A 25,522-nucleotide genomic window follows, 5' to 3' on the forward strand; every position below is an offset into this window, starting at 1 on the left:
ATGCGTTTATCGCTTTTTTAGGGATGGACTTGCGGGTCGATGATTCTGGAAAAAAGAATGGCGCCCGATACCTGTCCAAGAAGGGGGATCCAGAAATACGCCGACTAGCTCATATCGCCGCAATGACGGCGTGCCGCTCGCCTAGATGGAAACCATTTTACGAGTCGTACCTAGCGAGAGGCTTTTCAAAAACCCAGGCCTTGGTGGTGCTAGCCCGCAAGCTCTGCCGAGTGGCATTTGCCTTGATGAAAAATCAGAGCGAATACCAGCCAACGCCTATGTTGCAGGGTTGCCCTGCAACATAGAATCTCCCACACTTCGGTCCTCAACAGCCGCAAAACTCACAGGCACACACAAATCACTGTGGGAGCGAGCCTGCTCGCGATGACGGCGACTCGGTTATGAGTCAAACCCAAATGGCGTCCCACAATGGATAATCGCCAAGTTTCTTCACTAAACCTGCCCGTAACGGGTTGGCGACAACATATCGAGCAAGCTTTACCAAGTCCTCTTCCCGTCGTAGCGCGCGGTCATGAAAGCCTGCCTGCCAAATGCTGAGCTTGCGATCGAGACGCAGCTTCACTGATTTGGTGCTCAGTGATTTTGTCCTCTGCATCAAGTCACCCAATGACCCTTTGCGCAATTCGATCAACCAATGGAAGTGATCAGGCATAACGACCCATGCCAATGAGTTGGCGAAGCCTTGATCCTCCGCCTTCCGAAACTGTTCAACAACCAATCTGCCTAGGATAAAGTCATTGAAGATTGGCTCTCGGCCAAATGTATTAGTGGTCAATAAATAAGTCCGGTTGGACTCAGCACTACGGCCAAGGCGCAGCCGATGTGACGCTGGTGAACCAGGCATTCCGTGCCCCTTAGATGATCGAATCCTGAGCAAGCCTAGACCTGAAGACACTTGGATGCGGGCCAACTTTTTACCCGGATGTGTCTGATCGATTGCTATCGCGAGCAGGCTCGCTCCCACAGGAGATTTGCAAAATCTCATACATATTGTGTTCGCCGCAGCCCATCTGGTGGGAGCGAGCTTGCTCGCGATGGCGTCAGTCCATTCACCCCAAAATCAAGCGACCACCCCCACATCCGCCCTCAACTGCAACGCCTCCACCGCCCTGACCGCCACCTGCTCATCCACATCCGAAACATCGCCACTGACACCAATCGCCCCCAGCACCCTGCCGTTCTGATCCCTGATCAATACCCCACCCGGGGCCGGTACGACGTTGCCCTGTCCCAACCCATTCAAAGCGGCAAAGAACGCCGGGCGTTGTTGGGCGTCCTGGGCGAGCAGGCGCGAGCCTTTGCCCAGGGCGATGGCGCCCCAGGCCTTGCCGATGGCGATCTGCGGGCGAAGCAGGCTGGCGCCGTCTTCGCGCTGCAAGGCAATCAGGTGCCCGCCACTGTCCAGGACCGCGACGGTCAAGGGCGCAGCGCTGATTTCATGACCGGCGGCAAGGGCTTGCCCGGCCAGATTGACGGCGATTTTCAAAGTTAGAACGCTCATGGGTGCTGTCCTTCTTTTGTTATGGAAAAGCCTTGAGGGCTTCACTTTCAGCAAAACCGAACCCCATAAATAGAACACAACATAGAATATTTTTGTATACAATAATTTTCACAAATCACCTTAACTGATAGAAGAAAGCAGCAAAACCTGACCTTCCGACGAATGAAACAGGTGCTTGAGGAAAGGGATTGACCTGCGTCGTTCGCCATGAATACACTCTGCACAAAGCCACTTGTATACAATTACAAAACGTAAGAGGCACAAAACAATGAGCAAAATGAGAGCAATCGAAGCTGCCGTTCTGGTGATGCGCCGTGAAGGCGTGGACACGGCCTTCGGCATCCCGGGTGCCGCGATCAACCCGCTGTACTCCGCCCTGCAGAAGGTGGGTGGCATCGATCACGTCCTCGCTCGCCACGTTGAAGGCGCCTCGCACATGGCCGAGGGCTACACCCGGACCAAGGCCGGCAATATCGGTGTGTGCATCGGCACTTCGGGCCCGGCCGGCACCGATATGGTGACCGGGCTCTACAGCGCTTCGGCCGATTCCATCCCGATTCTGTGCATCACCGGACAAGCCCCCCGCGCCCGTATGCACAAGGAAGACTTTCAGGCTGTGGATATCACCAGCATCGTCAAACCCGTGACCAAGTGGGCAACCACCGTGCTGGAGCCGGGCCAGGTGCCGTATGCCTTCCAGAAGGCGTTCTTCGAGATGCGCTCCGGCCGCCCGGGCCCGGTGCTGATCGACCTGCCGTTCGACGTGCAGATGGCCGAGATCGAGTTCGACATCGACGCCTATCAACCGCTTCCGCTGGCCAAACCCGCGGCCAACCGCGTGCAGATCGAGAAAGCCCTGGCCATGCTCAATCAGGCTGAACGTCCATTGCTGGTGGCCGGCGGCGGCATCATCAACGCCGATGCCAGCGACCTGCTGGTGGAGTTCGCCGAGCTGACCGGTATCCCGGTCATCCCCACCTTGATGGGCTGGGGCACCATCCCAGACGATCACCCGCAGATGGTCGGCATGGTCGGCCTGCAAACGTCCCACCGCTACGGCAATGCGACCTTGCTCAAGTCGGACGTGGTGCTGGGCGTCGGTAACCGCTGGGCCAACCGTCACACCGGTTCGGTGGACGTCTACACCGAAGGCCGCACGTTCATTCATGTGGACATCGAGCCGACCCAGATCGGCCGCGTCTTCACCCCTGACCTGGGCATCGTTTCCGACGCCGCCTCGGCCCTGACCGTGTTCATCGAAGTGGCCCGCGAATGGCAAGCCGCCGGCAAACTGAAAAACCGCAGCGCCTGGCTGCAGGACTGCCAGCAACGCAAGGCCAGCCTGCAGCGCAAGACCCACTTCGACAACGTGCCGGTCAAGCCACAGCGGGTGTACGAAGAAATGAACCAGGTGTTCGGCAAGGACACCTGCTACGTCAGCACCATCGGCCTGTCGCAGATCGCCGGGGCGCAGTTCCTCCACGTCTACAAGCCACGCCACTGGATCAACTGCGGCCAGGCCGGTCCCTTGGGCTGGACCATTCCGGCGGCGCTGGGGGTGGTCAAGGCCGATCCGAGCCGCAAGGTCGTGGCGCTGTCGGGCGACTATGATTTCCAGTTCATGATCGAAGAGCTGGCGGTGGGTGCGCAGTTCAAACTGCCCTACATCCATGTGGTGGTGAACAATTCCTACCTGGGTCTGATTCGCCAGGCCCAGCGCGGGTTCGACATGGACTATTGCGTGCAGCTGTCCTTCGACAACCTCAACGCCCCGGAACTCAACGGCTATGGCGTGGACCACGTTGCCGTGGCCGAGGGCCTGGGGTGCAAGGCGCTGCGGGTGTTCGAACCGGCGGGTATCCAACCGGCGCTGCGCCAGGCCCAAGCGATGATCGAGGAGTTCAAGGTGCCGGTGATCGTCGAGATCATCCTGGAGCGGGTGACCAACATCTCCATGGGCACCGAGATCAATGCCGTCAATGAGTTTGAAGACTTGGCGCTTGTGGGCAACGATGCACCGACCGCCATTTCGTTGCTCGACTGACCGACCGGCGTCCCTGCGGGAGCGAGCTTGCTCGCGATGACGGCGCTACATTCAAACCTGGATGCAAGCAGACACACCGCTATCGCGAGCAAGCCCGCTCCCCCAGGGGGCCTGATAAATATTCACAGGAGACCACCATGCCGCGTTTCGCCGCCAACCTGTCCATGCTGTTTACCGAGCAGGATTTCCTCGCCCGTTTCGAAGCCGCCGCCAAGGCCGGCTTCAGTGGTGTCGAATACCTGTTCCCCTATGACTACAGCTCCGCCGAACTCAAGGCCTTGCTCGACACCCACGGCCTGACCCAAGTGCTGTTCAACCTGCCGGCCGGCGACTGGGCCAAGGGCGAGCGCGGCATTGCCTGCCTGCCGGACCGGGTCGAGGAATTCCGCGCCGGTGTCGACCTGGCCATCGCCTACGCCCAGGTGCTGGGCAACACGCAGGTCAACTGCCTGTCGGGGATTCGTCCGCAGAACTGCAGTGAAACCCTGGTGGAGAAAACCTTCGTCGCCAACCTGAAATACGCCGCCGAAAAGTTGCAGGCCAAAGGCATCAAGCTGGTGATGGAAGCCATCAATACCCGCGACATTCCTGGCTTCTACCTGAACAACACCGCCCAGGCCTTGTCGATCCGCGAGCAGGTGGGCAGCGCCAACCTGTTCCTGCAATACGACATCTACCACATGCAGATCATGGAAGGTGACCTGGCCCGGACCCTGTCGGCGCACCTGGGCGAGATCAACCATGTGCAACTGGCGGACAACCCGGGCCGCAACGAGCCGGGCACGGGGGAAATCAACTACCGCTTCCTGTTCCAACACCTGGACCGCATCGGCTACCAGGGTTGGGTCGGCTGTGAATACAAGCCGCTGACCACCACCGAAGCCGGCCTGGGCTGGCTGAAAACCTTGTGGGAGCGAGCCTGCTCGCGATAGCGGTAGTCCAGCCAACATCTTTATTGAATGTAGAGCCGCCATCGCGAGCAGGCTCGCTCCCACAAAAAGCCGTCTCCCATTTGCTTGAAGCAATACAAAAACAAGAGGATTTCCCCATGGCTAAAATCGGATTCATCGGCACCGGCATCATGGGCCACCCCATGGCACTGAACCTGCAAAACGCCGGTCACAGCCTGTTCCTGTCCCTGCACCACGACGCGGCTCCGGCCGACCTGCTGTCCGGTGGCGCGGTGGCGTTGGCCAACCCGAAGGAAGTGGCCCAGGAAGCCGAGTTCATCATCGTCATGGTCCCGGACACGCCGCAGGTCGAGGACGTGCTGTTCCGCGCCGACGGCGTGGCGGCGGGCGTGGGCGCGGGCAAGGTGGTGATCGACATGAGTTCGATCTCCCCCACCGCCACCAAGGCGTTCGCGGCGAAGATCAATGAAAAAGGCGCACAGTACCTCGATGCCCCGGTCTCAGGTGGTGAAGTCGGTGCCAAGGCCGCGACCCTGAGCATCATGGTCGGTGGCGACAACGCCGCCTTCGAGCGCGCCCTGCCGCTGTTCCAGGCCATGGGCAAGAACATCACCCTGGTGGGCGGCAATGGCGATGGCCAGACCGCCAAGGTGGCGAACCAGATCATCGTCGCCCTGAACATCCAGGCGGTGGCCGAAGCGTTGTTGTTCGCCGCGAAAAACGGTGCCGACCCGGCCAAGGTCCGTGAAGCACTGATGGGCGGTTTCGCGTCGTCGAAGATCCTCGAAGTGCACGGCGAACGCATGATCAAGGGCACCTTCGACCCGGGCTTCCGCATCAGCCTGCACCAGAAGGACCTGAACCTGGCCCTGCAAGGCGCCAAGGAACTGAACATCAACCTGCCCAACACCGCCAACGCCCAACAGGTGTTCAGCACCTGCGCGGCCATTGGCGGCAGCCACTGGGATCACTCGGCGCTGATCAAGGGGTTGGAGCACATGGCCAATTTCTCGATTCGCGACAAATAAACCCTGCCCCCCTGTGGGAGCGAGCTTGCTCGCGATAACGGTAGCCCAGCCAACATCGTTGCTGAATGTAAAACCGCTATCGCGAGCAAGCTCGCTCCCACAGGGTCCGCATCAACACCCATAATAAAAAACCGGGAGTCCGCCATGTCGGTCGATCCGCAACAACTGCTGCGCGAGCTGTTTACCACAGCCATCGACGCGGCCCATCCGCACCACGTCCTTGAACACTACCTGCCCAGCGACCGCAGCGGCCGGGTGATCGTCATTGGCGCCGGCAAGGCCGCGGCGGCCATGGCACAAGTGGTCGAACGCTGCTGGCAGGGTGAAGTGTCCGGCCTGGTTGTGACCCGCTACGGCCATGGCGCGCCCTGCCAGAAAATCGAAGTGGTGGAAGCCGCCCACCCGGTGCCTGACGCCGCGGGCCTGGCCGTGGCCCAGCGAGTCCTGGAGCTGGTGAGCAATCTCAGCGAAGACGACCGGGTGATCTTTCTGTTGTCCGGCGGCGGCTCCGCCCTGCTCGCCTTGCCCGCCGAAGGCATCACCCTGGCCGACAAGCAGTCGATCAACAAAGCCTTGCTCAAGTCCGGTGCGACCATCGGCGAGATGAATTGCGTGCGCAAGCACCTCTCGGCGATCAAGGGCGGGCGCCTGGGCAAGGCCTGTTGGCCGGCGACGGTGTACACCTACGCGATTTCCGATGTGCCGGGTGACCTGGCCACGGTCATCGCATCCGGCCCCACGGTGGCCGACCCCAGTACATCGGCCGAAGCCCTGGCGATTCTCCAGCGCTACCACATCGATGTGCCGGCGTCGGTGCGCGACTGGCTGCACAGCCCAGCGTCGGAAACCGTCAAGCCCGGCGACCCGAGCCTGGCCCGCAGCCACTTCCAATTGATCGCCCGTCCCCAGCAATCCCTGGAAGCCGCAGCGGTGAAGGCTCGCCAGGCCGGTTTCAGCCCGTTGATCCTCGGCGACCTGGAAGGCGAATCCCGGGAGGTGGCGAAAGTCCATGCCGGCATTGCCCGGCAAATCGCCTTGCACGGCCAGCCGCTGGCGGCGCCGTGCGTGATTCTCTCCGGCGGCGAAACCACCGTTACCGTGCGCGGCGATGGCCGTGGCGGGCGCAATGCCGAATTCCTGCTGAGCCTGACCGACAGCCTCAAGGGCCATCCCGGCATCTATGCGCTGGCCGGCGACACCGACGGCATCGACGGTTCCGAAGACAACGCCGGCGCCCTCATGACCCCGGACAGCTATCGCCGCGCCGCCAAACTGGGCCTGTGCGCCAGCGACGAGTTGGACAACAACAATGGCTACGGCTACTTCGCCGCCCTGGATGCGCTGATCGTCACCGAACCGACCCGCACCAACGTCAACGACTTTCGCGCCATCCTGATCCTCGAGAACCCCCAACATGACGCCTGATAAAAAGGTCAAGATCCTCGCGACCCTCGGCCCCGCCACCCGTGGGATCGATGACATCCGCGAGCTGGTACAGGCCGGCGTGAACATCTTCCGCCTGAACTTCAGCCACGGCGACCATACGGACCACGCCCAGCGCTACCAGTGGATTCGTGACGTCGAGCAGCAGCTCAATTACCCCCTGGGCATCCTGATGGACCTGCAAGGTCCGAAGCTGCGGGTTGGCCAATTCGCCGACGGCAAGGTCCTGCTGCAACGGGGCCAGGCCCTGCGCCTGGATCTGGACCCGACGCCGGGTGATCAACGCCGGGTCAACCTGCCCCACCCGGAAATCATCGCGGCCCTGGAGCCGGGCATGGACCTGCTGCTGGACGACGGCAAGTTGCGCCTGCGCGTGACCGCCAGGCACCGCGACGCCATCGACACCGAAGTGCTCAACGGCGGCGAGCTGTCGGACCGCAAAGGCGTGAACGTGCCCCAGGCCGTGCTCGACCTGAGCCCGTTGACCGCCAAGGACCGGCGCGACTTGAGTTTCGGCCTGGAGCTGGGCGTGGACTGGGTGGCATTGTCGTTCGTGCAGCGGCCCGAGGACATCCGCGAAGCTCGCGCGCTGATCGGCGACAAGGCGTTCCTGATGGCGAAGATCGAGAAGCCGTCGGCGGTGACCCAACTGCGGGAAATCGCCGAATTGAGCGATGCGATCATGGTCGCCCGCGGCGACCTGGGGGTCGAAGTCCCGGCCGAAAGCGTGCCGCAGATTCAGAAAAACATCATTGGCACCTGCCGCGCCCTGGGCAAACCGGTGGTGGTGGCCACCCAGATGCTCGAGTCGATGCGCTTTTCCCCGGCGCCCACCCGCGCCGAAGTCACTGACGTTGCCAACGCCGTGGCCGAAGGAGCCGATGCGGTCATGCTGTCGGCGGAAACCGCGTCAGGGGATTACCCCCTCGAAGCCGTGCAAATGATGAGCAAGATCATCCGCCAGATGGAAAACGGACCCGACTACCAGGCGCAGCTGGACGTCAGCCGACCGAAAGCCGAGGCCACGGTGTCGGATGCCATCAGCTGCGCGATCCGGCGCATCAGCAGCATCCTGCCGGTGGCGGTGCTGGTGAACTACAGCGAATCCGGCAGCTCCAGCCTGCGCGCGGCGCGGGAACGGCCGGCGGTGCCGATCCTCAACCTCACGCCGAACCTGCAGGCCGCCCGCCGCCTGACGGTGGCCTGGGGCGTGCACTCGGTGGTCAATGATCGGTTGAAGCAGGTGGACGAAGTCTGTTCCACCGCCCTGGAAATCGCCCAGGCCCAAGGCATGGCCCAGCGTGGCGATACCTTGCTGATCACCGCGGGCGTGCCGTTCGGGCAGCCGGGGTCGACCAATTCGCTGCGCATCGAGACGTTGATCTAGCGTCTGTACTGGCCTCATCGCGAGCAAGCTCGCTCCCACAGGGGCTGCGGTGCCCTTGTGGGAGCGAGCTTGCTCGCGATGAAGTCGACTCGGTCCCTCTGGCACACACCTACCATGCCCAACACCCACTGCCCCGACTGGGCCACCGCCCTGCTCAACGGCTTCAGCCAGGTTTTTCTCCAGCGCCATCCGCTGTGCGGCCTGCTGTGCCTGTTGGCGATCCTGCTCACGGCGCCCGCCCTGTTCGGCGGCGCATTGCTCGGCGGGGTGGCCGGGTTGCTGACGGCCCAGCGACGCGGTTACACCAAGGCCGACCGGCAAGCCGGACTGTTCAGCTACAACGGCATCCTGCTGGGCTTGCTGCTGAGCCTGGCGTTGCCCTGGTCCGCCCTGTTGCCACCGTTGATCATCGCCGCGGGTGGCCTCAGCGCGATGCTGACCCAGCAATGGCTCAAGCGCACCCGAGGCCCTCGTTGCCTGCCCGCCTATACCGCGCCCTTTGTCGGGCTGGCTTGGCTGCTGATGGGGTTCACCCTGCCGCAGCCCGCCGTCACCTCGATTGAAATGACCCTGCCCAACCTGCTGGCCGCGCTTCTGAGCGGACTGGGCCAGGTCATGTTTCTCGACCATCCAGCGGCCGGTGCGCTGATCGCCGCCGGTCTGCTGCTGGCCAACCGGCGCGCCGGCGCGTGGGCATTGTTCGCTTCCGCCTTCGGCCTGGCCTTCGCCTTGTCGCAGCATGAAAACGCAACCGCCCTGTCCGGGCTGGGCGGCTACAACCCGGTGTTGGTGGCGCTGGCCCTCAGCCAACAGCGCCGCCCATGGCTGCCGCTGATGGGCATCGTCCTGGCAATCATGCTCACGCCAGGCTTTACCGCCCTCGGCCTGCCTCCCCTGACAGCACCGTTCATCCTCGCCTGCTGGCTGATCCAGGCCACCGGCCGGGCGTGGCGTCAGGCCAGCCTCGACATCGCGCCTTGCGCTGTACAGGGCAATCCCCCTAGGCTTCGCTGATTCCGGTTCAGGCGAAGATTATGCAAAGCAGCGACAACTGGCGTGAACGCCTCTACGTGATCATTTTCCAGACCGACACCGTGGCCGGCCGGCGCTTCGACAGCACCTTGCTGTTGATCATCCTCGCCAGCCTGGTGATCGTGATGCTCGACAGCATCGACAGCGTGCACAAGCACTATGCGGCCCTGCTGGCGGCTATCGAGTGGGGTTTCACGTTCATCTTCATCGTCGAATACGGCCTGCGCCTGTACTGCTCGCCCAAGCCGCTGCGCTATGCCTTCAGTTTCTACGGCCTGGTGGATCTGCTGGCGATCGTGCCGGGGATCCTGGCGCTGTACTACAGCGATGCCCAATACCTGCTGATCATTCGGATCATCCGCATGCTGCGGATTTTCCGCGTGCTCAAGCTCAGCCCTTACCTCAAGCAAGCCAACTACCTGATGGCGGCGCTGCGCGGGAGCAAGCAGAAAATCATCGTGTTCCTGGTCAGCGTCTCGACCCTGGTGACCGTCTTCGGCACGCTGATGTACGTCATCGAAGGCCCCGAGCACGGTTTCACCAGCATCCCCAAGGGTATCTATTGGGCTATCGTGACACTGACCACCGTAGGCTTCGGCGACATCGTGCCCAAGACGCCCCTGGGCCAAGTGGTGTCGTCCCTGGTGATGATCACCGGTTACTCGATCATCGCCGTGCCAACGGGTATTTTCACGGCTGAACTGGCCACGGCCATGCGCGGTGACCAGCTCAGGCACGATTGCCCGGTGTGCAGCAAAAACAACCACGAACACGGCGCCGCTTTCTGCTCCCGTTGTGGCAATGCACTGTTTAAGAAATTGGAATAAGCAAAGCACTTTTTGATGCTTGAAGGTCTATAGGCATGCGGCTAGTGTGCTGGCTAATTGCCCGGAATCCCCGTTCAAATAAAAAGGAATTCGTAAGTGAAGAACTTCTTTGGCGCCTCCCTTCTCGCCGTTGGCCTGACCTTCGGCAGCCTGGCCCACGCCGCCCCGACCCTGCTTAACGTTTCCTACGACGTCATGCGCGACTTCTACAAGGACTACAACGCAGCCTTCCAGAAGCACTGGCAGGCCGAGCACAACGAAAACATCACCGTGCAAATGTCGTTCGGCGGCTCCAGCAAACAGGCGCGCTCGGTGATCGACGGGCTGCCGGCGGATGTCATCACCATGAACATGGCCACCGACATCAACGCCCTGGCGGACAATGGCAAGCTGGTGCCCGAGAACTGGGTCACCCGCCTGCCGAACAACAGCGCGCCGTTCACCTCGGCCACGGTATTCATCGTGCGCAAAGGCAACCCCAAAGCGCTGAAGGACTGGCCCGACCTGCTCAAGGACGGTGTGCAGGTGATCGTGCCCAACCCGAAAACCTCCGGCAACGGTCGCTACACCTACCTGTCGGCCTGGGGTTATGTGCTGAAAAATGGCGGTGACGAGAACAAGGCCAAGGCCTTCGTCGGCAAACTGTTCAAGCAGGCGCCGGTCCTGGACACTGGCGGTCGCGCCGCGACGACCACCTTCATGACCAACCAGATCGGCGACGTGCTGGTGACCTTTGAAAACGAGGCGGAAATGATCGCCCGCGAGTTCGGCCGCGACCAGTTCGAAGTGATCTACCCAAGCGTTTCCGCCGAGGCCGAGCCACCGGTGAGCGTGGTCGACAAAGTCGTCGAGAAAAAAGGCTCCCGCGAAGCCGCCGAGGCCTACCTCAAATACCTGTGGTCGCCCGAAGGCCAAGAAATCGCTGCCGCCAACTACCTGCGCCCACGGGACCCGGCAGTACTGGCCAAATACACCGACCGCTTCCCGAAAGTGGACTTCCTGTCCGTGGAAAAAACCTTCGGCGACTGGCGCACGGTGCAGAAGACTCACTTCAATGACGGTGGGATTTTCGACCAGATCTATAGCGGGCAGTGAGGCTCGACTCGCCTCAAAACCACGCTGTCAGCCAAGTGCAAACCTGTGGGAGCGAGCTTGCTCGCGATTGCGGCTTCATTCCAACATCATTGATGTAGAACAGACCGTTATCGCGAGCAAGCTCGCTCCCACAGGATCTGATCGTTGCCATTAATTCCCGGCATGACTGATATCAGCCACAAGCCCTGTTCCTGAGCCCCGCAAGTCTTTAGCCTCACGCCATCCTTTCAATCGATCGATGAGATTGCCATGAGTGCGCATTCACCCACCTCGCCCGGCAGCACCCTGACCCGCGGCATGGTCCTGCTCTTCGCCTTCTGCTGCGGCGCCATTGTCGCCAACATCTACTACGCCCAACCCATCATCGAACTGATCGCACCCGATGTCGGCCTGAGCAGCACCATGGCCAGCCTGATCGTCTCGCTGACCCAGATCGGTTATGCCCTGGGCCTGTTTTTCCTGGTGCCGTTGGGTGACTTGCTGGAAAACCGTCGGCTGATGATTCTCACCACGCTGGTGGCGATTGCCAGCTTGCTGGGGGCGGCGTTCACTGACCAGCCGAATGTGTTCCTGCTGGTCTCGCTGCTGGTGGGATTCAGTTCGGTGTCGGTGCAAGTCCTGATTCCGCTGGCCGCGCACCTGGCGCCGGAGGAGTCCCGGGGGCGGGTCGTCGGTGGGATCATGGGCGGCCTGCTGCTCGGGATCCTGCTGGCGCGGCCGGTCTCCAGCGTCGTGGCCGATCACTTCGGCTGGAGGGCCATGTTCATCATCGCCGCCGCGTTGATGGTCGCGATCAGCATCGTCCTGGCGCTGACCGTGCCCAAGCGCCAGCCCGACCATAGCGCCTCCTATGGTCAACTGCTGGGTTCGCTCGGCACCCTGCTGCGCCAACAACCGCTGTTGCGCCAACGGGCGTTCTATCAAGCCTGCATGTTCGCCACGTTCAGCCTGTTCTGGACCGCCGTGCCGCTGGAGCTGTCACGCAACCATGGCCTGTCCCAGACTGAAATCGCCCTGTTCGCCCTGGTCGGTGCCATCGGTGCCATCGCCGCGCCCATCGCCGGTCGCCTGGCGGATGCCGGCCATACCCGCAACGCCTCGCTGCTGGCGATGCTGTTCGCCAGCCTGAGTTTCCTGCCGGCGTTCATCCATCCGCTCTACAGCGTGATCGGCCTGGCGGTGACCGGCGTGGTCCTGGACTTCTGCGTGCAGATGAACATGGTCCTGGGCCAGCGCACCATCTACGCCCTCGATGCCAAGAGTCGCAGCCGGCTGAATGCGCTGTACATGACCAGCATCTTCGTCGGCGGCGCCTTTGGCTCATCGATTGCCAGCGCGGTATACGAGCACGGCGGCTGGTTGTGGGTGGTGATCGTCGGCAGCGCCTTTCCGCTGTTGGCCTTGCTGCGCTTCTTGAGTGCCTCGCGCAAGCCGTCCCTGGCCACGGCCTGAAACCCCACGCATAAAAAATGCCCGGTCGCTCGAGGCGACCGGGCATTTTCATGGAGCGGTCAAATCCGCACGTTGCCACGCGGCCCGGCAATCGCCCAGATGATCAGGCCCAGGACCGGCAGCAGCAGGATCAGCAGCACCCAGAGAATTTTCATCCCGGTTTCCGCGCCACTCTTGAGCACATTGATGATCGCCCAGATATCGAGCGCCAGGATAATCAGGCCGACCAGGCCGTTGAAGGTGGAACCCATGGTGTCGCTCCCAAATGGTGATAGGCACCCTTAGGATAGCGGGCCCCAGGCAAGGGTTCCGTTTTATTGCTTCAGACGTGGACCGCGACCTTGAGAGCTTCCAAGGCCGGCGCGGCGGCGATGCCGACTTCGGCACACAGTTCCAGCACCCGCGGCACGTCGTTGCCGTACACCAGCACCATTTGCAATTCATCGTCGAGCAACTGGCTGAAGTTCATCAGCACGTAGCCGCCGTTTTCCTTGTTCAGGCTGCTCATCTGGATCTGGATGCGGTTGAGCGCGGTCAGGGCTTCGGTTTTCGCCAGCTGCTTGGGCTTGAGATTGAACGCCACGCCAGGGCCGAACGAGGCGACGATCTGTTCGAACAGGTCCACGTAGGTGTCGGCCTGGAACAGCACGGTGTCCGGCAGGCTGCCCACCACCACCCACTCACCCAACGGGATCGGGAACGTGTCGTCGTAGTTGATATCGGGGTTGGCGGCCAGGAAAGCCGTCGGATCGGCGTAGGCCTGGGCCGCTTCGTCAGCGATTTTCGCGATGTCCGCCTCGCCGAGGCAGCCGGAGCTGATTTTACCGACGAGTTCGATGAGAGCGGCTTTCATGGGGGTGAATCCTGTGGCGAAGGGTGGCTTGAGGGCGGGCAGGATAGCGCATCACATCGGTCCGCAGGAGCTGCCGAGCGAAGCGAGGCTGCGATCTTTTGATCTTGATCGCTCGCTTGAGATTCAACTGTCAGGTGAAAGATCGCAGCCTCGCTTCGCTCGTCAGCTCTTACAGGGCCAACATCTTTTCCAACTGCGCCGTGGTGTCCACCGCGCCCATGGTCCTGGCGGCATCGAGGGCCGAGACGCCGTTGGCGTCCTTGGCTTTCGGGTCGGCGCCTTTGCCGATCAGGTAGTCGACGATTTCCACCCGGTTGAACATCGCCGCCATCATCAAGGCGGTACGGCCATCGAAGGAGGCGCCCTCCACTTGCGCGCCACCGTCCACCAACGCCGAGACCACTGCCAGGTCGCCCTTGAACGCCGCGCCGGCAATCGGGCTCTGGCCGTTGTCGTTGCGGATTTCCGGATCGGCCTTGTGCTCCAGCAGCACTTTCACCGTTTCCACATGCCCGTGGTAAGCGGCCAGCATCAACAGGGTGTCGCCTTTGTGATTACGCAGGTTGGGCGGCAGGCCCTTGCTCAGGAGCGCGGCCATCATGGCCGCGTCGCCCTGGCGTGCGACGTTGAACACCTGCTCGGCAAACTCGGCAGCCTCTTCCGGGGTCATCTGGCGGCTTGTATCGGACATGGGAAACTCCACTCGGCTCTTCGCAAAGTGGCTAGTTTCCCGAGGGACCCGGGCGCTGTCATCCCTTTTTTCACTGTGCCCGCCATAGCCAGGATCAATAACGCAATTGTCCATCCTGGATCCGCACCGCGAGTTGCCGGTCCACCCGCACGTACGTATCGGTACCCGGCAGCCAGGCATAGACCGGCTCATCCCCGGCGACGCACGGGTCGAACCCTTCAGCCTTCAGGCGCGTCTTCCGATACTTGAAGGTGCCGGTGGTGTCCATCTTCACCTTGATGCGCAGGAACAGCGGCACGGCATAGGCGGGCAACTTGCATTGCAAGAATTGCAACAGCTCGCTGAAGTCCAGGATCGCCAGGGATTCGGACGGGGTGATTGCCGCCATGCCGGCACGGCCATTGGTGCCATTGATCTCCACGCCATAAGCCACCGCCTCGGCCACCTGCGGGTGTTGCAGCAAGACGTTTTCGACTTCCGTGGTGGAGACGTTCTCGCCTTTCCAGCGATAGGTGTCGCCGAGGCGATCGACGAACTGCCCATGCCCGAAGCCGATGTTGCGCAGCAGGTCTCCGGTGTTGAAGTAACGGTCCCCCGGCACGAAGACATCCCGGCAGATGGTTTTTTCGGTCAAGGCTTGCTCGGTGTAGCCATCCAGCGGCGCCTTCTCGTCGATCCGCGCCAGCAGCAGGCCCGGTTGGCCCTTGGGCACTTTTTGCATGCGACCCTGCAGGTTGCGCAGCGGCAGGCCACTGGCATGGTCGTACTGCACCAATTCCCAGCCCATCAGGGAGAACCCGACAGTGTTGTCGAAATTCAGGACGTTGGTGAACCCGATATTGCCGTCGCTGGCCGCATACAGCTCGCAGATATGATCGATGCCGAACCGCGTCTTGAAGGCCGACCAGGCCCCGGGCCGCAGGCCGTTGCCGATCATTTTCTTCGCACCGTGGTGGCGGTCATCGGCAACGACGGGCTGGTCGATCAGGTACCGGCACAACTCACCGACATACCCCAATGTGGTCGCCCGGTAACGGCGCACATCGCTCCAGAACTGGCTGGCGCTGAACTTGCGTCGAATCGCAAACCCCGACGCGCCACAGATCGCCGCGCCCCAACACACGCACAGGCCGGTGGCGTGGTACAGCGGCAAGGTGCAATAGACGACATCATCGGGCCGCATGTCCAGGGCGATCAGGCCGAAGCTGGTGGAGGTGCGCATCCAGCGACCATGGCGAAACACCCCGGCCTTGGGCAGCCCGGTGGTGCCCGAAGTGTAGAGGTAAAAACACGGATCGTTGCAGAAAACCTCCCGGCTGCACGCCGGGTTATCGTCCGGGTAATCCTCGCAACCGGCCATCAGGTCGACGAAACCGGACGGCACATCGACGCCGTCCTGATCCGCCAGCCACCAGGTCCTGTTGACCGGCAGTGCGGTGCGCGCTCGCACATCGTTGAAAGCCGCGACCCGCTCATCCCCGACCAGCACCGCGATCGGGTTGACCAGGGCCAGGCTGTGCACCAGCGCATCGCCGGTTTGCGAGGTGTTGAGCATGGCACTGACCGCGCCCACCTTGGCCATCGCCAGCACGCTGATCAACAACTGCGGCCGGTTCTCGACGAATATCGCCACACAGTCGCCCTTGCCGATGCCTTGGGCCAACAGGTAATGGGCGATGCGATTGGCCTGCCCGTTGACCTGTGCATAACTCAACACCGTATCGCCACACAGCAGCGCCGGGCCCTCGGGATTGCGTCGGGTGGCCTGTTCGAAACACCAGCCCAGGCCACACGGTTGGGTCGGATCCTGGACATTGGCCAGCTTCCTGCCTTTGACGATCCGGGGAACGGCTCTGGCGATGGCTGGCAGCTTGCGCAGCATCATGCCCCAGGTAATGGCGTCGCTGGGTGTACGACTCATGTGATCTTCCCCGTTCGACCTCGTGGGTCTCGGTTCTTGTTATCGGGCTGGCGGTGATTTTGGCTCGAAAGTACGCCGCCGGTCGCGGCACTGTACATGCGGTTTTTGCAATGTTTTGTATCTGCTGCCCGAGGCAGGCGAAGCGTGAGCGCCGGAAAACGATTTGGTTCCAAATATCGTTGCCCAACCACGCAAAATGCAGGATGCACGATGGCCGTTCATGCAAGATGCACGAAAGCGAAAATCGAGCAAAAACGTAACACATTGTTTTTTAAAGTAATTTTAAGGTGATAAATGCTGGCACAGACAGTGCAACTACCCCTCCACGGTTTGCCACACCATGGAGCAGTCAACTATGAACATGATTCAAGAAAAGTTTGCATCCCTGTTTTCCAACTACGAAGTGACCACTCAACCCCGCCCGGATGGCGGCATTCTGCTGACCTTGCGTAATAGCGACGGCAAGCTGTTCAAACGCACGATTTCCTATGCGCAACTGCACGCGGGGGATCAGTTGTCCTGGGCGATCAGCGCGATCCGTCGCGACTTGGCCGAACAGGCCAGCGAGTTGCCCCAGATCACGCTGTTGCAGAGCCAGCATCGGTTTGCGCTGCCGACTTACCACAGCGCTTGAGTCTGCCGGAAACTCGCGTTGCTGTTGACTGGAAAACGGCGCCTCTTTCAGAAATGGGAAGCGCCGTTTTTTTGCGTCCTGCAAAAGCCCGCCGTGTTCCGGGCGATGGGTGGGCCTATCCGTTCGACGGTAACGGCCGCTCACTTTTGAACGCAGGTCAGTCTTCCAGGCGAGGAAACCGGCGAGCGATATCATCGCCTGTGAACTCCGCGACCACCCCCTGGGCGTCACCGGACAAACGGATCGAAACAAAATGCGGCCGCTCCCCCCTGTCAAACCAATGCGGCGTACCGGCAGGCACCGTTATCAGATCGTTCCTTTCACACAGCACCGCATAGACATAATCGCCAATGTGCAGGTTAAACAACCCTCGACCGCTGACGAAAAATCGTACCTCGTCCTGGCCATGGCGATATTCATCAAGCCACTCAGCCTGCGGCTCCACCTGTTCGGTGTGATCGCTGCTCACGCTGACCACATCGACCGCAACGTAACCCCGCTCAGTCATCAACGCATCGATCTGAGCCTGGTAAGCCGCGATGATGTCCTCCTCACTGGCCCCCGGCTGAATTTTCGCCGCCGCTTCCCAGCGATCGAAGCGAACACCTTGTTCGGCCAGGGTCGCGGCAATGTCCTCGAAATGAGTCAACACCTTGTTCGGAAGGTCAGGGCTCGAGACGTGATAAACGGACAGGCTGCTCATGACAATGGCTCCAGCAAATTAATGGTTCGAAGGCTCATGGCCGGTCCTCTTGCATGCGTGTCGCAATGATAACGGCTGCCGCGAACGCGGCGAGGCTGGCGAGGCTGAACGTCCAACTGGCGCCCAGGGCGTTCCAGCTGTAGCCGGCGTACAACGCGCCCAAGGCCCCGCCGGTACCGGCCAGCGCGGCATACAGCGCCTGCCCCTGGCCTTGCTGGCGAGGACCGAAGCTGCGTTGCACGAAATGGATGGCCGCGGCGTGGAAGCTGCCGAAGGTCGCCGCATGCAGCACCTGGGCGAACAACAACACCCAGAGAAATTCGGCCAGCGAGCCCAGCAACAGCCAGCGCAACGCCGCCAACAGGAAACTGGCCAGCAGTACCCGACGCACGGAAAACCGTGCCAGGATCCGGCTCATCAGCAGGAAGACCAAGACTTCCGCCACCACACCGACCGCCCAGAGCAGCCCGATCAACCCACGGCTGTAGCCCAGGCGTTCGAGGTGCAACGTCAGGAAGGTGTAATACGGCCCGTGGCTCACCTGCATCAGGCCCACGCAGGTGTAGAACGCCAGCACGCCGGGGTTGCGCAGTTGCCGCAGGAAGCCCTCCCCCACGACTCGCGGCCCCTGCAAGGGCTGGGCGTTGGGCACCCAGAAGCTGGCAAGGACGATGCCGGCCATGATCAACACCAGCGCCACCGGGTAGATGTCCAGGCTCAGCCATTCGAACAAGCGGCCGAGCACCACCACGGTGATGATGAAACCGATGGAGCCCCACAGGCGGACCTGACTGTAGCGCGAGGCCTGCCCGCTCAAGTGGGCCAGGGTGATGACTTCGAACTGCGGCAACACCGCGTGCCAGAAAAACGCATGCAAGGCCATGACCATCGCCAGCCAGGCGTAGCTTTTATCGATGAAGATCAGCGAGAAGGTCAGCAGCGTGCAGATCGCGCCAAACCGCACGATCGCCAGGCGTCGGCCGGTGTAATCCCCCAGCCAGCCCCAGATGTTCGGCGCCACGCAGCGCATCAACATCGGGATCGCCACCAGCTCGCCGATGCGCGCCGCGTTGAAGCCCAGGTGATCGAAATACAGCGCCAGGAACGGCGCCGTCGAACCGAGCAGGGCGAAATAGAACAGATAGAAGCTGGAGAGCCGCCAGTACGGCAGTGCCACCATGGTCGTCAGGCCACGGCGGCTGGCAGGCCGGCCATCAAAGTTGCCCCAGCACCGGGGTGCTGACGCGGACGTCGGCGTTCTGGCCGCGATGACGCAGCAAGTGATCCATCAGCACGATGGCCATCATGGCTTCAGCGATGGGCGTGGCACGAATGCCGACGCACGGGTCGTGACGGCCCTTGGTGATCACATCGACAGGGTTGCCATGGATGTCGATGGAGCGTCCCGGCGTGGTGATGCTGGACGTCGGTTTCAAGGCCAGGTGCGCCACGATTGGCTGCCCCGAGGAAATGCCGCCGAGGATACCGCCGGCATTGTTGCTGAGAAAACCGTCCGGGGTCAGTTCGTCACGGTGCTCGGTGCCACGCTGGGCGACACAGGCGAAACCGGCGCCGATCTCCACGCCCTTCACCGCGTTGATGCTCATCAGCGCGTGGGCCAGCTCGGCGTCGAGGCGGTCGAAGATCGGCTCGCCCAGGCCCGGCATCACGCCCTCGGCCACCACGGTGATCTTCGCACCGACCGAATCCTGGTCACGGCGCAGTTGGTCCATGTAGGCCTCGAGTTCCGGCACCTTGTCCGGGTCGGGGCAGAAGAAAGCGTTCTGCTCTACCGAATCCCAGGTCTTGAACGGGATTTCGATGGGCCCCAACTGGCTCATGTAGCCACGAATGACAATGCCCTGGCTGGCCAGGTACTTCTTGGCGATCGCCCCGGCCGCCACGCGCATGGCGGTTTCCCGGGCCGAGCTGCGGCCGCCGCCGCGGTAGTCGCGCTCGCCGTATTTGTGGTGGTAGGTGTAGTCGGCGTGGGCCGGGCGGAACAGGTCCTTGATGGCCGAGTAATCCTTGGACTTCTGGTCGGTGTTGCGGATCAGCAGGCCGATGGCGCAGCCGGTGGTGCGCCCTTCGAATACCCCGGAGAGGATTTCGACTTCATCGGCTTCCTGGCGCTGGGTGGTGTGGCGGCTGGTACCGGGCTTGCGACGGTCCAGGTCACGCTGCAGGTCGTCCAGGGAAATCTCCAGCCCCGGCGGGCAGCCGTCGACAATGGCGACCAACGCCGGGCCATGGCTTTCGCCCGCGGTGGTGACAGTGAACAGCTTGCCGTAGGTATTGCCGGACATGCAGGGTGCTCCGTGAAAAACGCTGAGAGACTCAACCTTGGATTCGTAGTGGGCGCCAGTATACGCAGGCTCCCCGCGTAGTTCATCCTCGAACCTTATCGGCGGCCACCAGTCCAACCGGCACCTTCGCAACTAATGGCGTGATGATGTTAAAGCTGCTTGCCCTAAGCCTTACCTTGTTTACCGGCCTGTTTTCCTGCCTGGCACAGGCCACGGTGCTGCAACGCCCCATCAGCCTCGACACCGGCAGCGGTGAGCTTTTCGGCTCGTTGTTGCTGCCCAAGTCCGACACGCCGGTGCCGGTTGTCCTGATCATTTCCGGGTCCGGTCCTACGGATCGCGACGGCAACAACCCCGAGGGCGGGCGCAACGACAGCCTCAAGCGCCTGGCCTGGGTGCTGGCCAGGCACAACATCGCCAGCGTGCGCTATGACAAACGAGGCGTGGCCGCCAGCCTCGCGGCGACCCCGGACGAGCGCAATCTGAGCGTCGAGGCCTATGTGGCCGATGCCGTGGCCTGGAGCCACAAGCTCGCCGCCGATCCACGCCTGGGCCCGTTGATCCTGCTGGGCCACAGTGAAGGCGCGCTGATCGCCAGCCTCGCCGCGCCCCAGGCCAACGCGGCAGCGGTGATTTCGCTGTCCGGCAGTGCCCGGCCGATCGATCAGGTATTGCGCCAACAACTGAGCAACCGCCTGCCGCCGCCGTTGATGCTGCGCAGCAATGAGCTGCTCGACAGTCTCAAGGCCGGTCGGCTCGACAGCAACGTGCCGGCGCAACTGCAGGTCATTTTCCGCCCCAGCGTACAGCCCTACCTGATCTCGCTGTTCCGCCAGGACCCGGCCCGGGCCTTCGCCGCGCTGAAGATGCCAGCCTTGATCATTCAGGGCAGCAACGATATCCAGGTCGGCGCCGATGATGCCCGGCAGTTGAAAGCCGCCAAGCCCGACGCCGAACTGGCGCTGATCGAGGGCATGAACCACGTGATGCGCATCGTGCCCAACGACGTGAAACGACAATTGGCCTCCTACAAGGACCCCAACCTGCCCTTGGCGGCCGAACTGGGTACGCGGATTCTGCGTTTTATTGACTCGTTAGCCGCGCGTTAGGCGGTTTTAGTCGATTTAGCTTCAGTACTGGCAAAAACAGCCGATAACCCGGTGTCGGATAGCGCATTGGCTACCGACCCGCCGGCCTGGACAGGATTTTGCCGTTATGACTGAAACTCAAGCTTCCCCCGACACCGCTGCCGAAGCCCCCGCCTCGTCTGCGGTGGAGCTGCCGTGGGCCGATGTGCATACCGAGCATCACAAAATGCTCCGCCTGGCGCCGCTCAAGACCGACCGCGCCACCGGTGTGCGGCCGCTGCGGTTTGTCGAGTTCAGCTATGTCGAGCGCCACAGCAAGGAACGCAGCCTGCTGCGCATGAGCATCCAGTTGCCGAACCAGCGGGTGCGCAAGGAACAGAATCACCTGGATGTCTGGGCCGACCACGTCGAAAAACGCCTGTTCTTTTCGCCGGAAAACCTGCAAATCGAGCCGTTGAATCGGGGCATCGGCCGTTTCCTCGCGGCCCAAGGCATTACCTGGGCCAAGAAACGCTGGTCGGCCTACCAGGTCGAGGGTTCCGACCTGGATAACAAGGACGCCCTGAACGAAGACACTCGCCTGCGCCGCGACCGCTTTCTCAAGGCCCAGGGTTTCGAGGTGGCCTACGCCGACGCCCAGCACCTCAAGGGCAGCATCAAGCCGGCCCAGGTGGGCGATTTGGTCGGGGACTGGAACACCGAGAAGCTGCAGTTCGTGACCATCCTTGAAGCCGCGCAGATGCTGCAACAAGCCGAGCAGAACCTGGCGGAACAGGAAGTCAAACTCAAGCAGCAGGAAGATAAGGTCACCAAGTTCAAGCGCGAAGACGCCGGCCTGCGCTTCACCATCACCTGCCTGGTGGCCTTTGCCATGTTCCAGGCGGGATTGCTGATCTGGATTGCGACGCGCCATTGAACTCAATAGCGCGTGAGTAACCCTGTGGGAGCGAGCTTGCTCGCGATAGCGATGGATCAGTCAACTGCAATGTGGCTGATCCGACGCCATCGCGAGCAAGCTCGCTCCCACAGTGGGTGTATCCGGATGGACTAAGAGGGGATCAAACCCGCGAAGCGAACAACCCCTGGTGCTGGCGGCACTGCTCGGCGCTGAGCATGAACACGCCATGGCCGCCGCGCTCGAAGTCGAGCCAGGCGAAATCGACTTCCGGGTACAGCGCCTCGACATGCACCTGGCTGTTGCCAACCTCGACAATCAACAATCCCTTCTCGGTCAGATGATCGGCCGCCTCGGCCAGCATCCGGCGAACCAGGTTCAAGCCATCATCGCCACAGGCCAGGCCCAGCTCCGGTTCGTGCTGGTATTCCGGCGGCATGTCGGCGAAGTCTTGCGCATCGACGTAAGGCGGGTTCGACACGATCAGGTCGAAACGCTGCCCCGGCAAACCGTCGAAACCATCGCCCTGGACGGTGAACACGCGCTCATCGACGCCATGGCGCTCGATGTTCTGGTTGGCCACTTCCAGTGCTTCGAACGACAGGTCGGCCAGCACCACCTCGGCCTCCGGGAATTCATAGGCGCAGGCAATGCCGATGCAGCCGGAACCGGTGCACAGGTCGAGAATCCGTGCCGGCGCCTGGCCCAGCCAAGGCTCAAAACGCTTATCGATCAGTTCACCAATGGGCGAGCGTGGAATGAGCACCCGTTCATCGACGATGAACGACATGCCGCAGAACCAGGCCTCGCCCAACAGGTAAGCCGCCGGGATGCGCTCGGCAATACGCCGACGCAGCAGACGCTGCACATGGACCAACTCTTCGTCTTCAAGACGGCAGTCCAGGTAGCTATCGGCGATTTCCCACGGCAGGTGCAACGCGCCCAACACCAGTTGCCGGGCTTCGTCCCACGCATTGTCGGTGCCATGGCCGAAAAACAGATCCTCCCCATGGAAACGGCTGACGGCCCAACGGATATGGTCGCGCAGGGTACGGAGACGGGAAGTGATCACGGCGGCAAACTCCAGAAAAATCGACGGGCGAGTCTACCAGCCAAACGCGGCCCCACCCAAACGCGCCATGATGACGAACGAAAAGGGCCGGACCAATCGTAGGATTTATCCGTTTTTTGCACCATCTATTGAACAGGACGAGCATCTTGACAAGGCTGTAGGCCAGCAACGGCGGCCCTTGCGATGGAAGCGATTCACAGAACCGCTCAGCCAGAGGACAATGTCGCAAAAGCCCCACTCGAAGGAGCCCCAGAATGTCCGTTCCAAAAACGATGTTTCAACTCAGCGGCCGTGGTTATGCAGCGGCCAATCTGAGTCAAGCGACCTTGATCATCATCGATGCCCAGAAGGAATACCTCGCAGGGCCCCTGGCCCTGAGCGGCATGGATGCAGCCGTCGCGAACATCAAGCAACTGCTCGGCGCGGCCCGTGCAGCCGGTCGCCCGATCGTGCATGTGCGCCACCTGGGCACCCATGGCGGGCTGTTCGATCCACAAGGCGAACGCGGGGAATTCATTCCCGGCCTCGAACCCCAGGGCGACGAAACCGTGGTCGAAAAGTTGCTACCCAGCGCCTTCCACGGCACCGAGCTGAAAAAGCGCCTGGAAGATTTCGGCCCCCTGGACCTGATCGTGTGTGGATTCATGAGCCACTCCAGTGTCAGCACCACCGTGCGCGCCGCCAAGAACCTGGGCTTTCGCTGCACCCTGGTGGAAGACGCCTGCGCCACGCGCGACCTGCCTTACAAGGGCGGTGTCCTCAGCGCCGAACACGTGCAGCAGACCGAAATGGCGATCATGGCCGACAACTTCGCCACCCTGGCCTTGACCCGCGACTTCACCTGATGCGCCTTGATGAGCGGCCCGTCCTGCCGCTCATCCGCAAAAGCCTCTCATTTGCCGCAATTGCCCTACCTTCAGGAACAACCCGAATATCTTCCGGTCGAAGGGCCGATACCCATTGAGGAAGGTCGGAATGAAGTTATCCGATGGTTTTGACGCACGTCGCTTGCGGCCCAAGGGCCCGAGCAACTGGCGTTTTCGTTTTGGCGCGGCGATCGCTGCGCTCCTGGCAACACTCGGTGTCCTGCTGGCCATGGCCGGTGCGGCCAGCCTGCTGGGCCGTCCACCCGCACTGGGCGAGTTGAATGCCACCCCGCTGGGTTCGGCGATCATCCTGGCTGCCGGTCTTGTCGTACTGCTATTGGGCGTCTGGCTCTGGCGCCGCTGCCGCCGTCGCGCCCGCCAATCCCTGGAGCTGGCCATGGCTCCGCACCTGATGAAAAAGCACGACTGATCCGCCACCCGACGTTTTGTCGCGCCTGATCCCGCCAGAGTTGGGTAAACTGGTCGGCTTCGCGGAGGCTGACATGCAAGACGACGACTTTTCCCTGTTCAAAAGTGCGATCCAGGGCGTAAAACCGATCAAGCACGACCGTGCCGAGACCGGCAAGCCCAAGGCCGATCGCGCACAAATCGCCAAGCTGCGCCAGGCCGCCACCGTGCGCACCGACGCCACGACCGTGGACGGCTTGTCCGATCAGTTCGTGATCGACGTCGGGCCGGAAGACGAGCTGATGTGGGCCCGCGACGGTGTCCAGGAAAGCCAGATGCGCAAGCTGAAGGTCGGCCAGATCCCCTTCGAAGGCAGCCTCGACCTGCACGGCATGAGCGTCGAAAAAGCCCGGGAAACCCTTTGGGCGTTCCTGGCCGAAGCCACCCGATTCGAAATCCGCTGCGTGCGCGTCACCCATGGCAAAGCCGTACGCCTGGACGGCAAGCGACCGATGATCAAGAGCCACGTCAACACCTGGTTGCGCCAGCACCCGCAAGTGCTGGGCTTCACCTCCTGCCAGGCGAAACACGGTGGCGCCGGGGCGGTCTACGTGATGCTCAAGCGCACCATGATGGAAGGCCGCGACGAATAGCCTTCGCTTGCCGAGCTTGCAGCGCCGTGTCCGCCACCGTACCCTTGCCCTTTGCGAAAAATCCCACAGGTAGCTTCATGTCTCTGGAACAGAATTACACCGCGATTCTCGGCCAACTGGGCGAGGACGTTTCCCGCGAGGGCCTGCTCGACACGCCCAAGCGCGCTGCCAAGGCCATGCAGTACCTCTGCCGCGGTTATGAACAAACGCTGGAAGAAGTCACCAACGGTGCCTTGTTCAGCTCCGATAACAGCGAGATGGTGCTGGTCAAGGACATCGAGTTGTACTCGTTGTGCGAACACCACCTGCTGCCTTTCATCGGCAAGGCCCACGTGGCCTACATCCCGAGCGGCAAGGTGCTGGGGTTGTCGAAAGTCGCGCGCATCGTCGACATGTATGCGCGGCGCCTGCAGATCCAGGAAAACCTCAGCCGCCAGATCGCCGACGCGGTCCAGCAAGTGACCGGCGCCCTGGGTGTGGCGGTGGTGATCGAGGCCAAGCACATGTGCATGATGATGCGCGGTGTGGAAAAGCAGAATTCCTCGATGATCACTTCGGTGATGCTCGGCGAGTTCCGGGAAAACGCCGCCACTCGCAGCGAATTCCTCAGCCTCATCAAGTAACCCGTCGCCAGAAGAAAACCGGCCTGCATCGCCGGTTTTTTTTCGCCGGTGAAAAATCAGGTAAGCTG

Annotated in this window: 27 protein-coding genes; 17 read left to right on the forward strand and 10 right to left on the reverse strand. The window is 61.9% G+C overall.

Annotated features, from left to right (window positions below; all coding sequences use genetic code 11):
* A partial coding sequence (locus BLQ55_RS27485; RefSeq protein ID WP_143011795.1) for a transposase occupies positions 1 to 305 on the forward strand: 305 nt, incomplete at its 5' end.
* A gap of 101 nt (positions 306 to 406) precedes the next feature.
* Here the strand turns inward: BLQ55_RS27485 and BLQ55_RS27490 are convergent.
* Positions 407 to 865 carry an REP-associated tyrosine transposase gene (locus BLQ55_RS27490; RefSeq protein WP_092201780.1) on the reverse strand — a complete coding sequence of 153 codons (459 nt, stop codon included), beginning with the start codon at positions 863 to 865 and terminating at the stop codon, positions 407 to 409.
* A 216-nt stretch (positions 866 to 1,081) separates the two neighbouring features.
* Positions 1,082 to 1,522 (reverse strand): GlcG/HbpS family heme-binding protein, encoded by a 441-nt coding sequence (locus tag BLQ55_RS27495; RefSeq protein WP_092201777.1) that lies wholly within the window; start codon positions 1,520 to 1,522, stop codon positions 1,082 to 1,084.
* 268 nt (positions 1,523 to 1,790) lie between these two features.
* On the opposite strand from BLQ55_RS27495, the gene gcl reads away from it, so the two are divergent.
* From gcl to BLQ55_RS27540, 9 genes are all read left to right on the forward strand, one after another.
* Positions 1,791 to 3,566 (forward strand): glyoxylate carboligase, encoded by a 1,776-nt coding sequence (gene gcl / locus BLQ55_RS27500; protein WP_060741149.1) that lies wholly within the window; start codon positions 1,791 to 1,793, stop codon positions 3,564 to 3,566.
* A gap of 137 nt (positions 3,567 to 3,703) precedes the next feature.
* Positions 3,704 to 4,498 (forward strand): hydroxypyruvate isomerase, encoded by a 795-nt coding sequence (gene hyi, locus BLQ55_RS27505; protein WP_092201774.1) that lies wholly within the window; start codon positions 3,704 to 3,706, stop codon positions 4,496 to 4,498.
* A gap of 116 nt (positions 4,499 to 4,614) precedes the next feature.
* Complete coding sequence (locus BLQ55_RS27510) at positions 4,615 to 5,505, forward strand: 2-hydroxy-3-oxopropionate reductase (protein ID WP_092258591.1); 891 nt, start codon at positions 4,615 to 4,617, stop codon at positions 5,503 to 5,505.
* Positions 5,506 to 5,649: 144 nt separating this feature from the next.
* Positions 5,650 to 6,930: a glycerate kinase type-2 family protein gene (locus BLQ55_RS27515; protein WP_092258594.1), complete on the forward strand. Its 1,281-nt coding sequence runs from the start codon at positions 5,650 to 5,652 to the stop codon at positions 6,928 to 6,930.
* On the forward strand, positions 6,920 to 8,335 hold the full coding sequence (gene pyk / locus BLQ55_RS27520) for a pyruvate kinase (protein ID WP_092258597.1): 1,416 nt from the start codon (positions 6,920 to 6,922) through the stop codon (positions 8,333 to 8,335). Before BLQ55_RS27515 ends, pyk begins: the two co-directional genes overlap by 11 nt.
* 114 nt (positions 8,336 to 8,449) lie before the next feature.
* The gene (locus tag BLQ55_RS27525) at positions 8,450 to 9,349 is read left to right on the forward strand and encodes an urea transporter (RefSeq protein ID WP_092258600.1); all 900 of its coding nucleotides are present in this window, start codon (positions 8,450 to 8,452) and stop codon (positions 9,347 to 9,349) included.
* Between the two features lie 20 nt (positions 9,350 to 9,369).
* Entirely contained in the window at positions 9,370 to 10,194 is an 825-nt protein-coding gene (locus BLQ55_RS27530; protein WP_092201763.1) for an ion transporter, read from the forward strand.
* Positions 10,195 to 10,290: 96 nt separating this feature from the next.
* Entirely contained in the window at positions 10,291 to 11,289 is a 999-nt protein-coding gene (locus tag BLQ55_RS27535; RefSeq protein WP_092258602.1) for a sulfate ABC transporter substrate-binding protein, read from the forward strand.
* A 249-nt stretch (positions 11,290 to 11,538) separates the two neighbouring features.
* Positions 11,539 to 12,741: an MFS transporter gene (locus BLQ55_RS27540; RefSeq protein WP_092201759.1), complete on the forward strand. Its 1,203-nt coding sequence runs from the start codon at positions 11,539 to 11,541 to the stop codon at positions 12,739 to 12,741.
* Between the two features lie 59 nt (positions 12,742 to 12,800).
* Here the strand turns inward: BLQ55_RS27540 and BLQ55_RS27545 are convergent, their stop codons facing one another.
* From BLQ55_RS27545 to BLQ55_RS27560, 4 genes are all read right to left on the reverse strand, one after another.
* Positions 12,801 to 12,992 (reverse strand): PLDc N-terminal domain-containing protein, encoded by a 192-nt coding sequence (locus BLQ55_RS27545; protein WP_003204476.1) that lies wholly within the window; start codon positions 12,990 to 12,992, stop codon positions 12,801 to 12,803.
* A 71-nt stretch (positions 12,993 to 13,063) separates the two neighbouring features.
* On the reverse strand, positions 13,064 to 13,594 hold the full coding sequence (locus tag BLQ55_RS27550) for a hypothetical protein (protein ID WP_092258605.1): 531 nt from the start codon (positions 13,592 to 13,594) through the stop codon (positions 13,064 to 13,066).
* A gap of 169 nt (positions 13,595 to 13,763) precedes the next feature.
* Positions 13,764 to 14,285: an ankyrin repeat domain-containing protein gene (locus tag BLQ55_RS27555; RefSeq protein ID WP_092201755.1), complete on the reverse strand. Its 522-nt coding sequence runs from the start codon at positions 14,283 to 14,285 to the stop codon at positions 13,764 to 13,766.
* Between the two features lie 94 nt (positions 14,286 to 14,379).
* Positions 14,380 to 16,206, reverse strand: a complete 1,827-nt coding sequence (locus tag BLQ55_RS27560; protein ID WP_092258608.1) for a long-chain-acyl-CoA synthetase — start codon at positions 16,204 to 16,206, stop codon at positions 14,380 to 14,382.
* 355 nt (positions 16,207 to 16,561) lie between these two features.
* On the opposite strand from BLQ55_RS27560, the gene BLQ55_RS27565 reads away from it, so the two are divergent.
* The gene (locus tag BLQ55_RS27565; RefSeq protein ID WP_003204481.1) at positions 16,562 to 16,840 is read left to right on the forward strand and encodes a DUF3509 domain-containing protein; all 279 of its coding nucleotides are present in this window, start codon (positions 16,562 to 16,564) and stop codon (positions 16,838 to 16,840) included.
* Between the two features lie 157 nt (positions 16,841 to 16,997).
* On the opposite strand, the gene BLQ55_RS27570 is transcribed toward BLQ55_RS27565, so the two are convergent.
* Genes BLQ55_RS27570 through aroC form a run of 3 tightly spaced genes read right to left on the reverse strand, consistent with a single transcriptional unit; the run spans position 16,998 to position 19,849 of the window.
* Positions 16,998 to 17,543 (reverse strand): 1,2-dihydroxy-3-keto-5-methylthiopentene dioxygenase, encoded by a 546-nt coding sequence (locus tag BLQ55_RS27570; RefSeq protein WP_092201751.1) that lies wholly within the window; start codon positions 17,541 to 17,543, stop codon positions 16,998 to 17,000.
* Between the two features lie 34 nt (positions 17,544 to 17,577).
* Positions 17,578 to 18,723, reverse strand: coding sequence for an MFS transporter (locus BLQ55_RS27575; RefSeq protein WP_092258611.1), 1,146 nt, complete (start codon positions 18,721 to 18,723; stop codon positions 17,578 to 17,580).
* Between the two features lie 34 nt (positions 18,724 to 18,757).
* Positions 18,758 to 19,849, reverse strand: a complete 1,092-nt coding sequence (gene aroC / locus BLQ55_RS27580) for a chorismate synthase (RefSeq protein WP_060741135.1) — start codon at positions 19,847 to 19,849, stop codon at positions 18,758 to 18,760.
* A 143-nt stretch (positions 19,850 to 19,992) separates the two neighbouring features.
* On the opposite strand from aroC, the gene BLQ55_RS27585 reads away from it, so the two are divergent.
* Entirely contained in the window at positions 19,993 to 20,958 is a 966-nt protein-coding gene (locus BLQ55_RS27585) for an alpha/beta hydrolase (RefSeq protein ID WP_092201747.1), read from the forward strand.
* Positions 20,959 to 21,064: 106 nt separating this feature from the next.
* A complete protein-coding gene (locus BLQ55_RS27590; RefSeq protein ID WP_092201745.1) occupies positions 21,065 to 21,853 on the forward strand; it encodes a hypothetical protein in 789 nt (262 codons plus the stop codon).
* A gap of 142 nt (positions 21,854 to 21,995) precedes the next feature.
* Here the strand turns inward: BLQ55_RS27590 and prmB are convergent, their stop codons facing one another.
* Positions 21,996 to 22,904: a 50S ribosomal protein L3 N(5)-glutamine methyltransferase gene (gene prmB / locus BLQ55_RS27595; RefSeq protein WP_092258614.1), complete on the reverse strand. Its 909-nt coding sequence runs from the start codon at positions 22,902 to 22,904 to the stop codon at positions 21,996 to 21,998.
* 254 nt (positions 22,905 to 23,158) lie between these two features.
* Between prmB and BLQ55_RS27600 the strand changes: the two genes are divergently transcribed.
* From BLQ55_RS27600 to folE, 4 genes are all read left to right on the forward strand, one after another.
* Positions 23,159 to 23,749, forward strand: a complete 591-nt coding sequence (locus tag BLQ55_RS27600) for a cysteine hydrolase family protein (RefSeq protein ID WP_024618514.1) — start codon at positions 23,159 to 23,161, stop codon at positions 23,747 to 23,749.
* Positions 23,750 to 23,879: 130 nt separating this feature from the next.
* Complete coding sequence (locus BLQ55_RS27605; RefSeq protein WP_060741130.1) at positions 23,880 to 24,200, forward strand: hypothetical protein; 321 nt, start codon at positions 23,880 to 23,882, stop codon at positions 24,198 to 24,200.
* Positions 24,201 to 24,273: 73 nt separating this feature from the next.
* Positions 24,274 to 24,831 carry a Smr/MutS family protein gene (locus tag BLQ55_RS27610; protein WP_053146321.1) on the forward strand — a complete coding sequence of 186 codons (558 nt, stop codon included), beginning with the start codon at positions 24,274 to 24,276 and terminating at the stop codon, positions 24,829 to 24,831.
* A 77-nt stretch (positions 24,832 to 24,908) separates the two neighbouring features.
* Complete coding sequence (gene folE, locus BLQ55_RS27615; protein WP_003204506.1) at positions 24,909 to 25,454, forward strand: GTP cyclohydrolase I FolE; 546 nt, start codon at positions 24,909 to 24,911, stop codon at positions 25,452 to 25,454.
* Positions 25,455 to 25,522 lie beyond the last annotated feature (68 nt).

The organism is Pseudomonas sp. NFACC13-1 (assembly GCF_900104425.1).
In the GTDB taxonomy this organism is placed as follows: Bacteria; Pseudomonadota; Gammaproteobacteria; order Pseudomonadales; family Pseudomonadaceae; genus Aquipseudomonas; species Aquipseudomonas fluorescens_AA.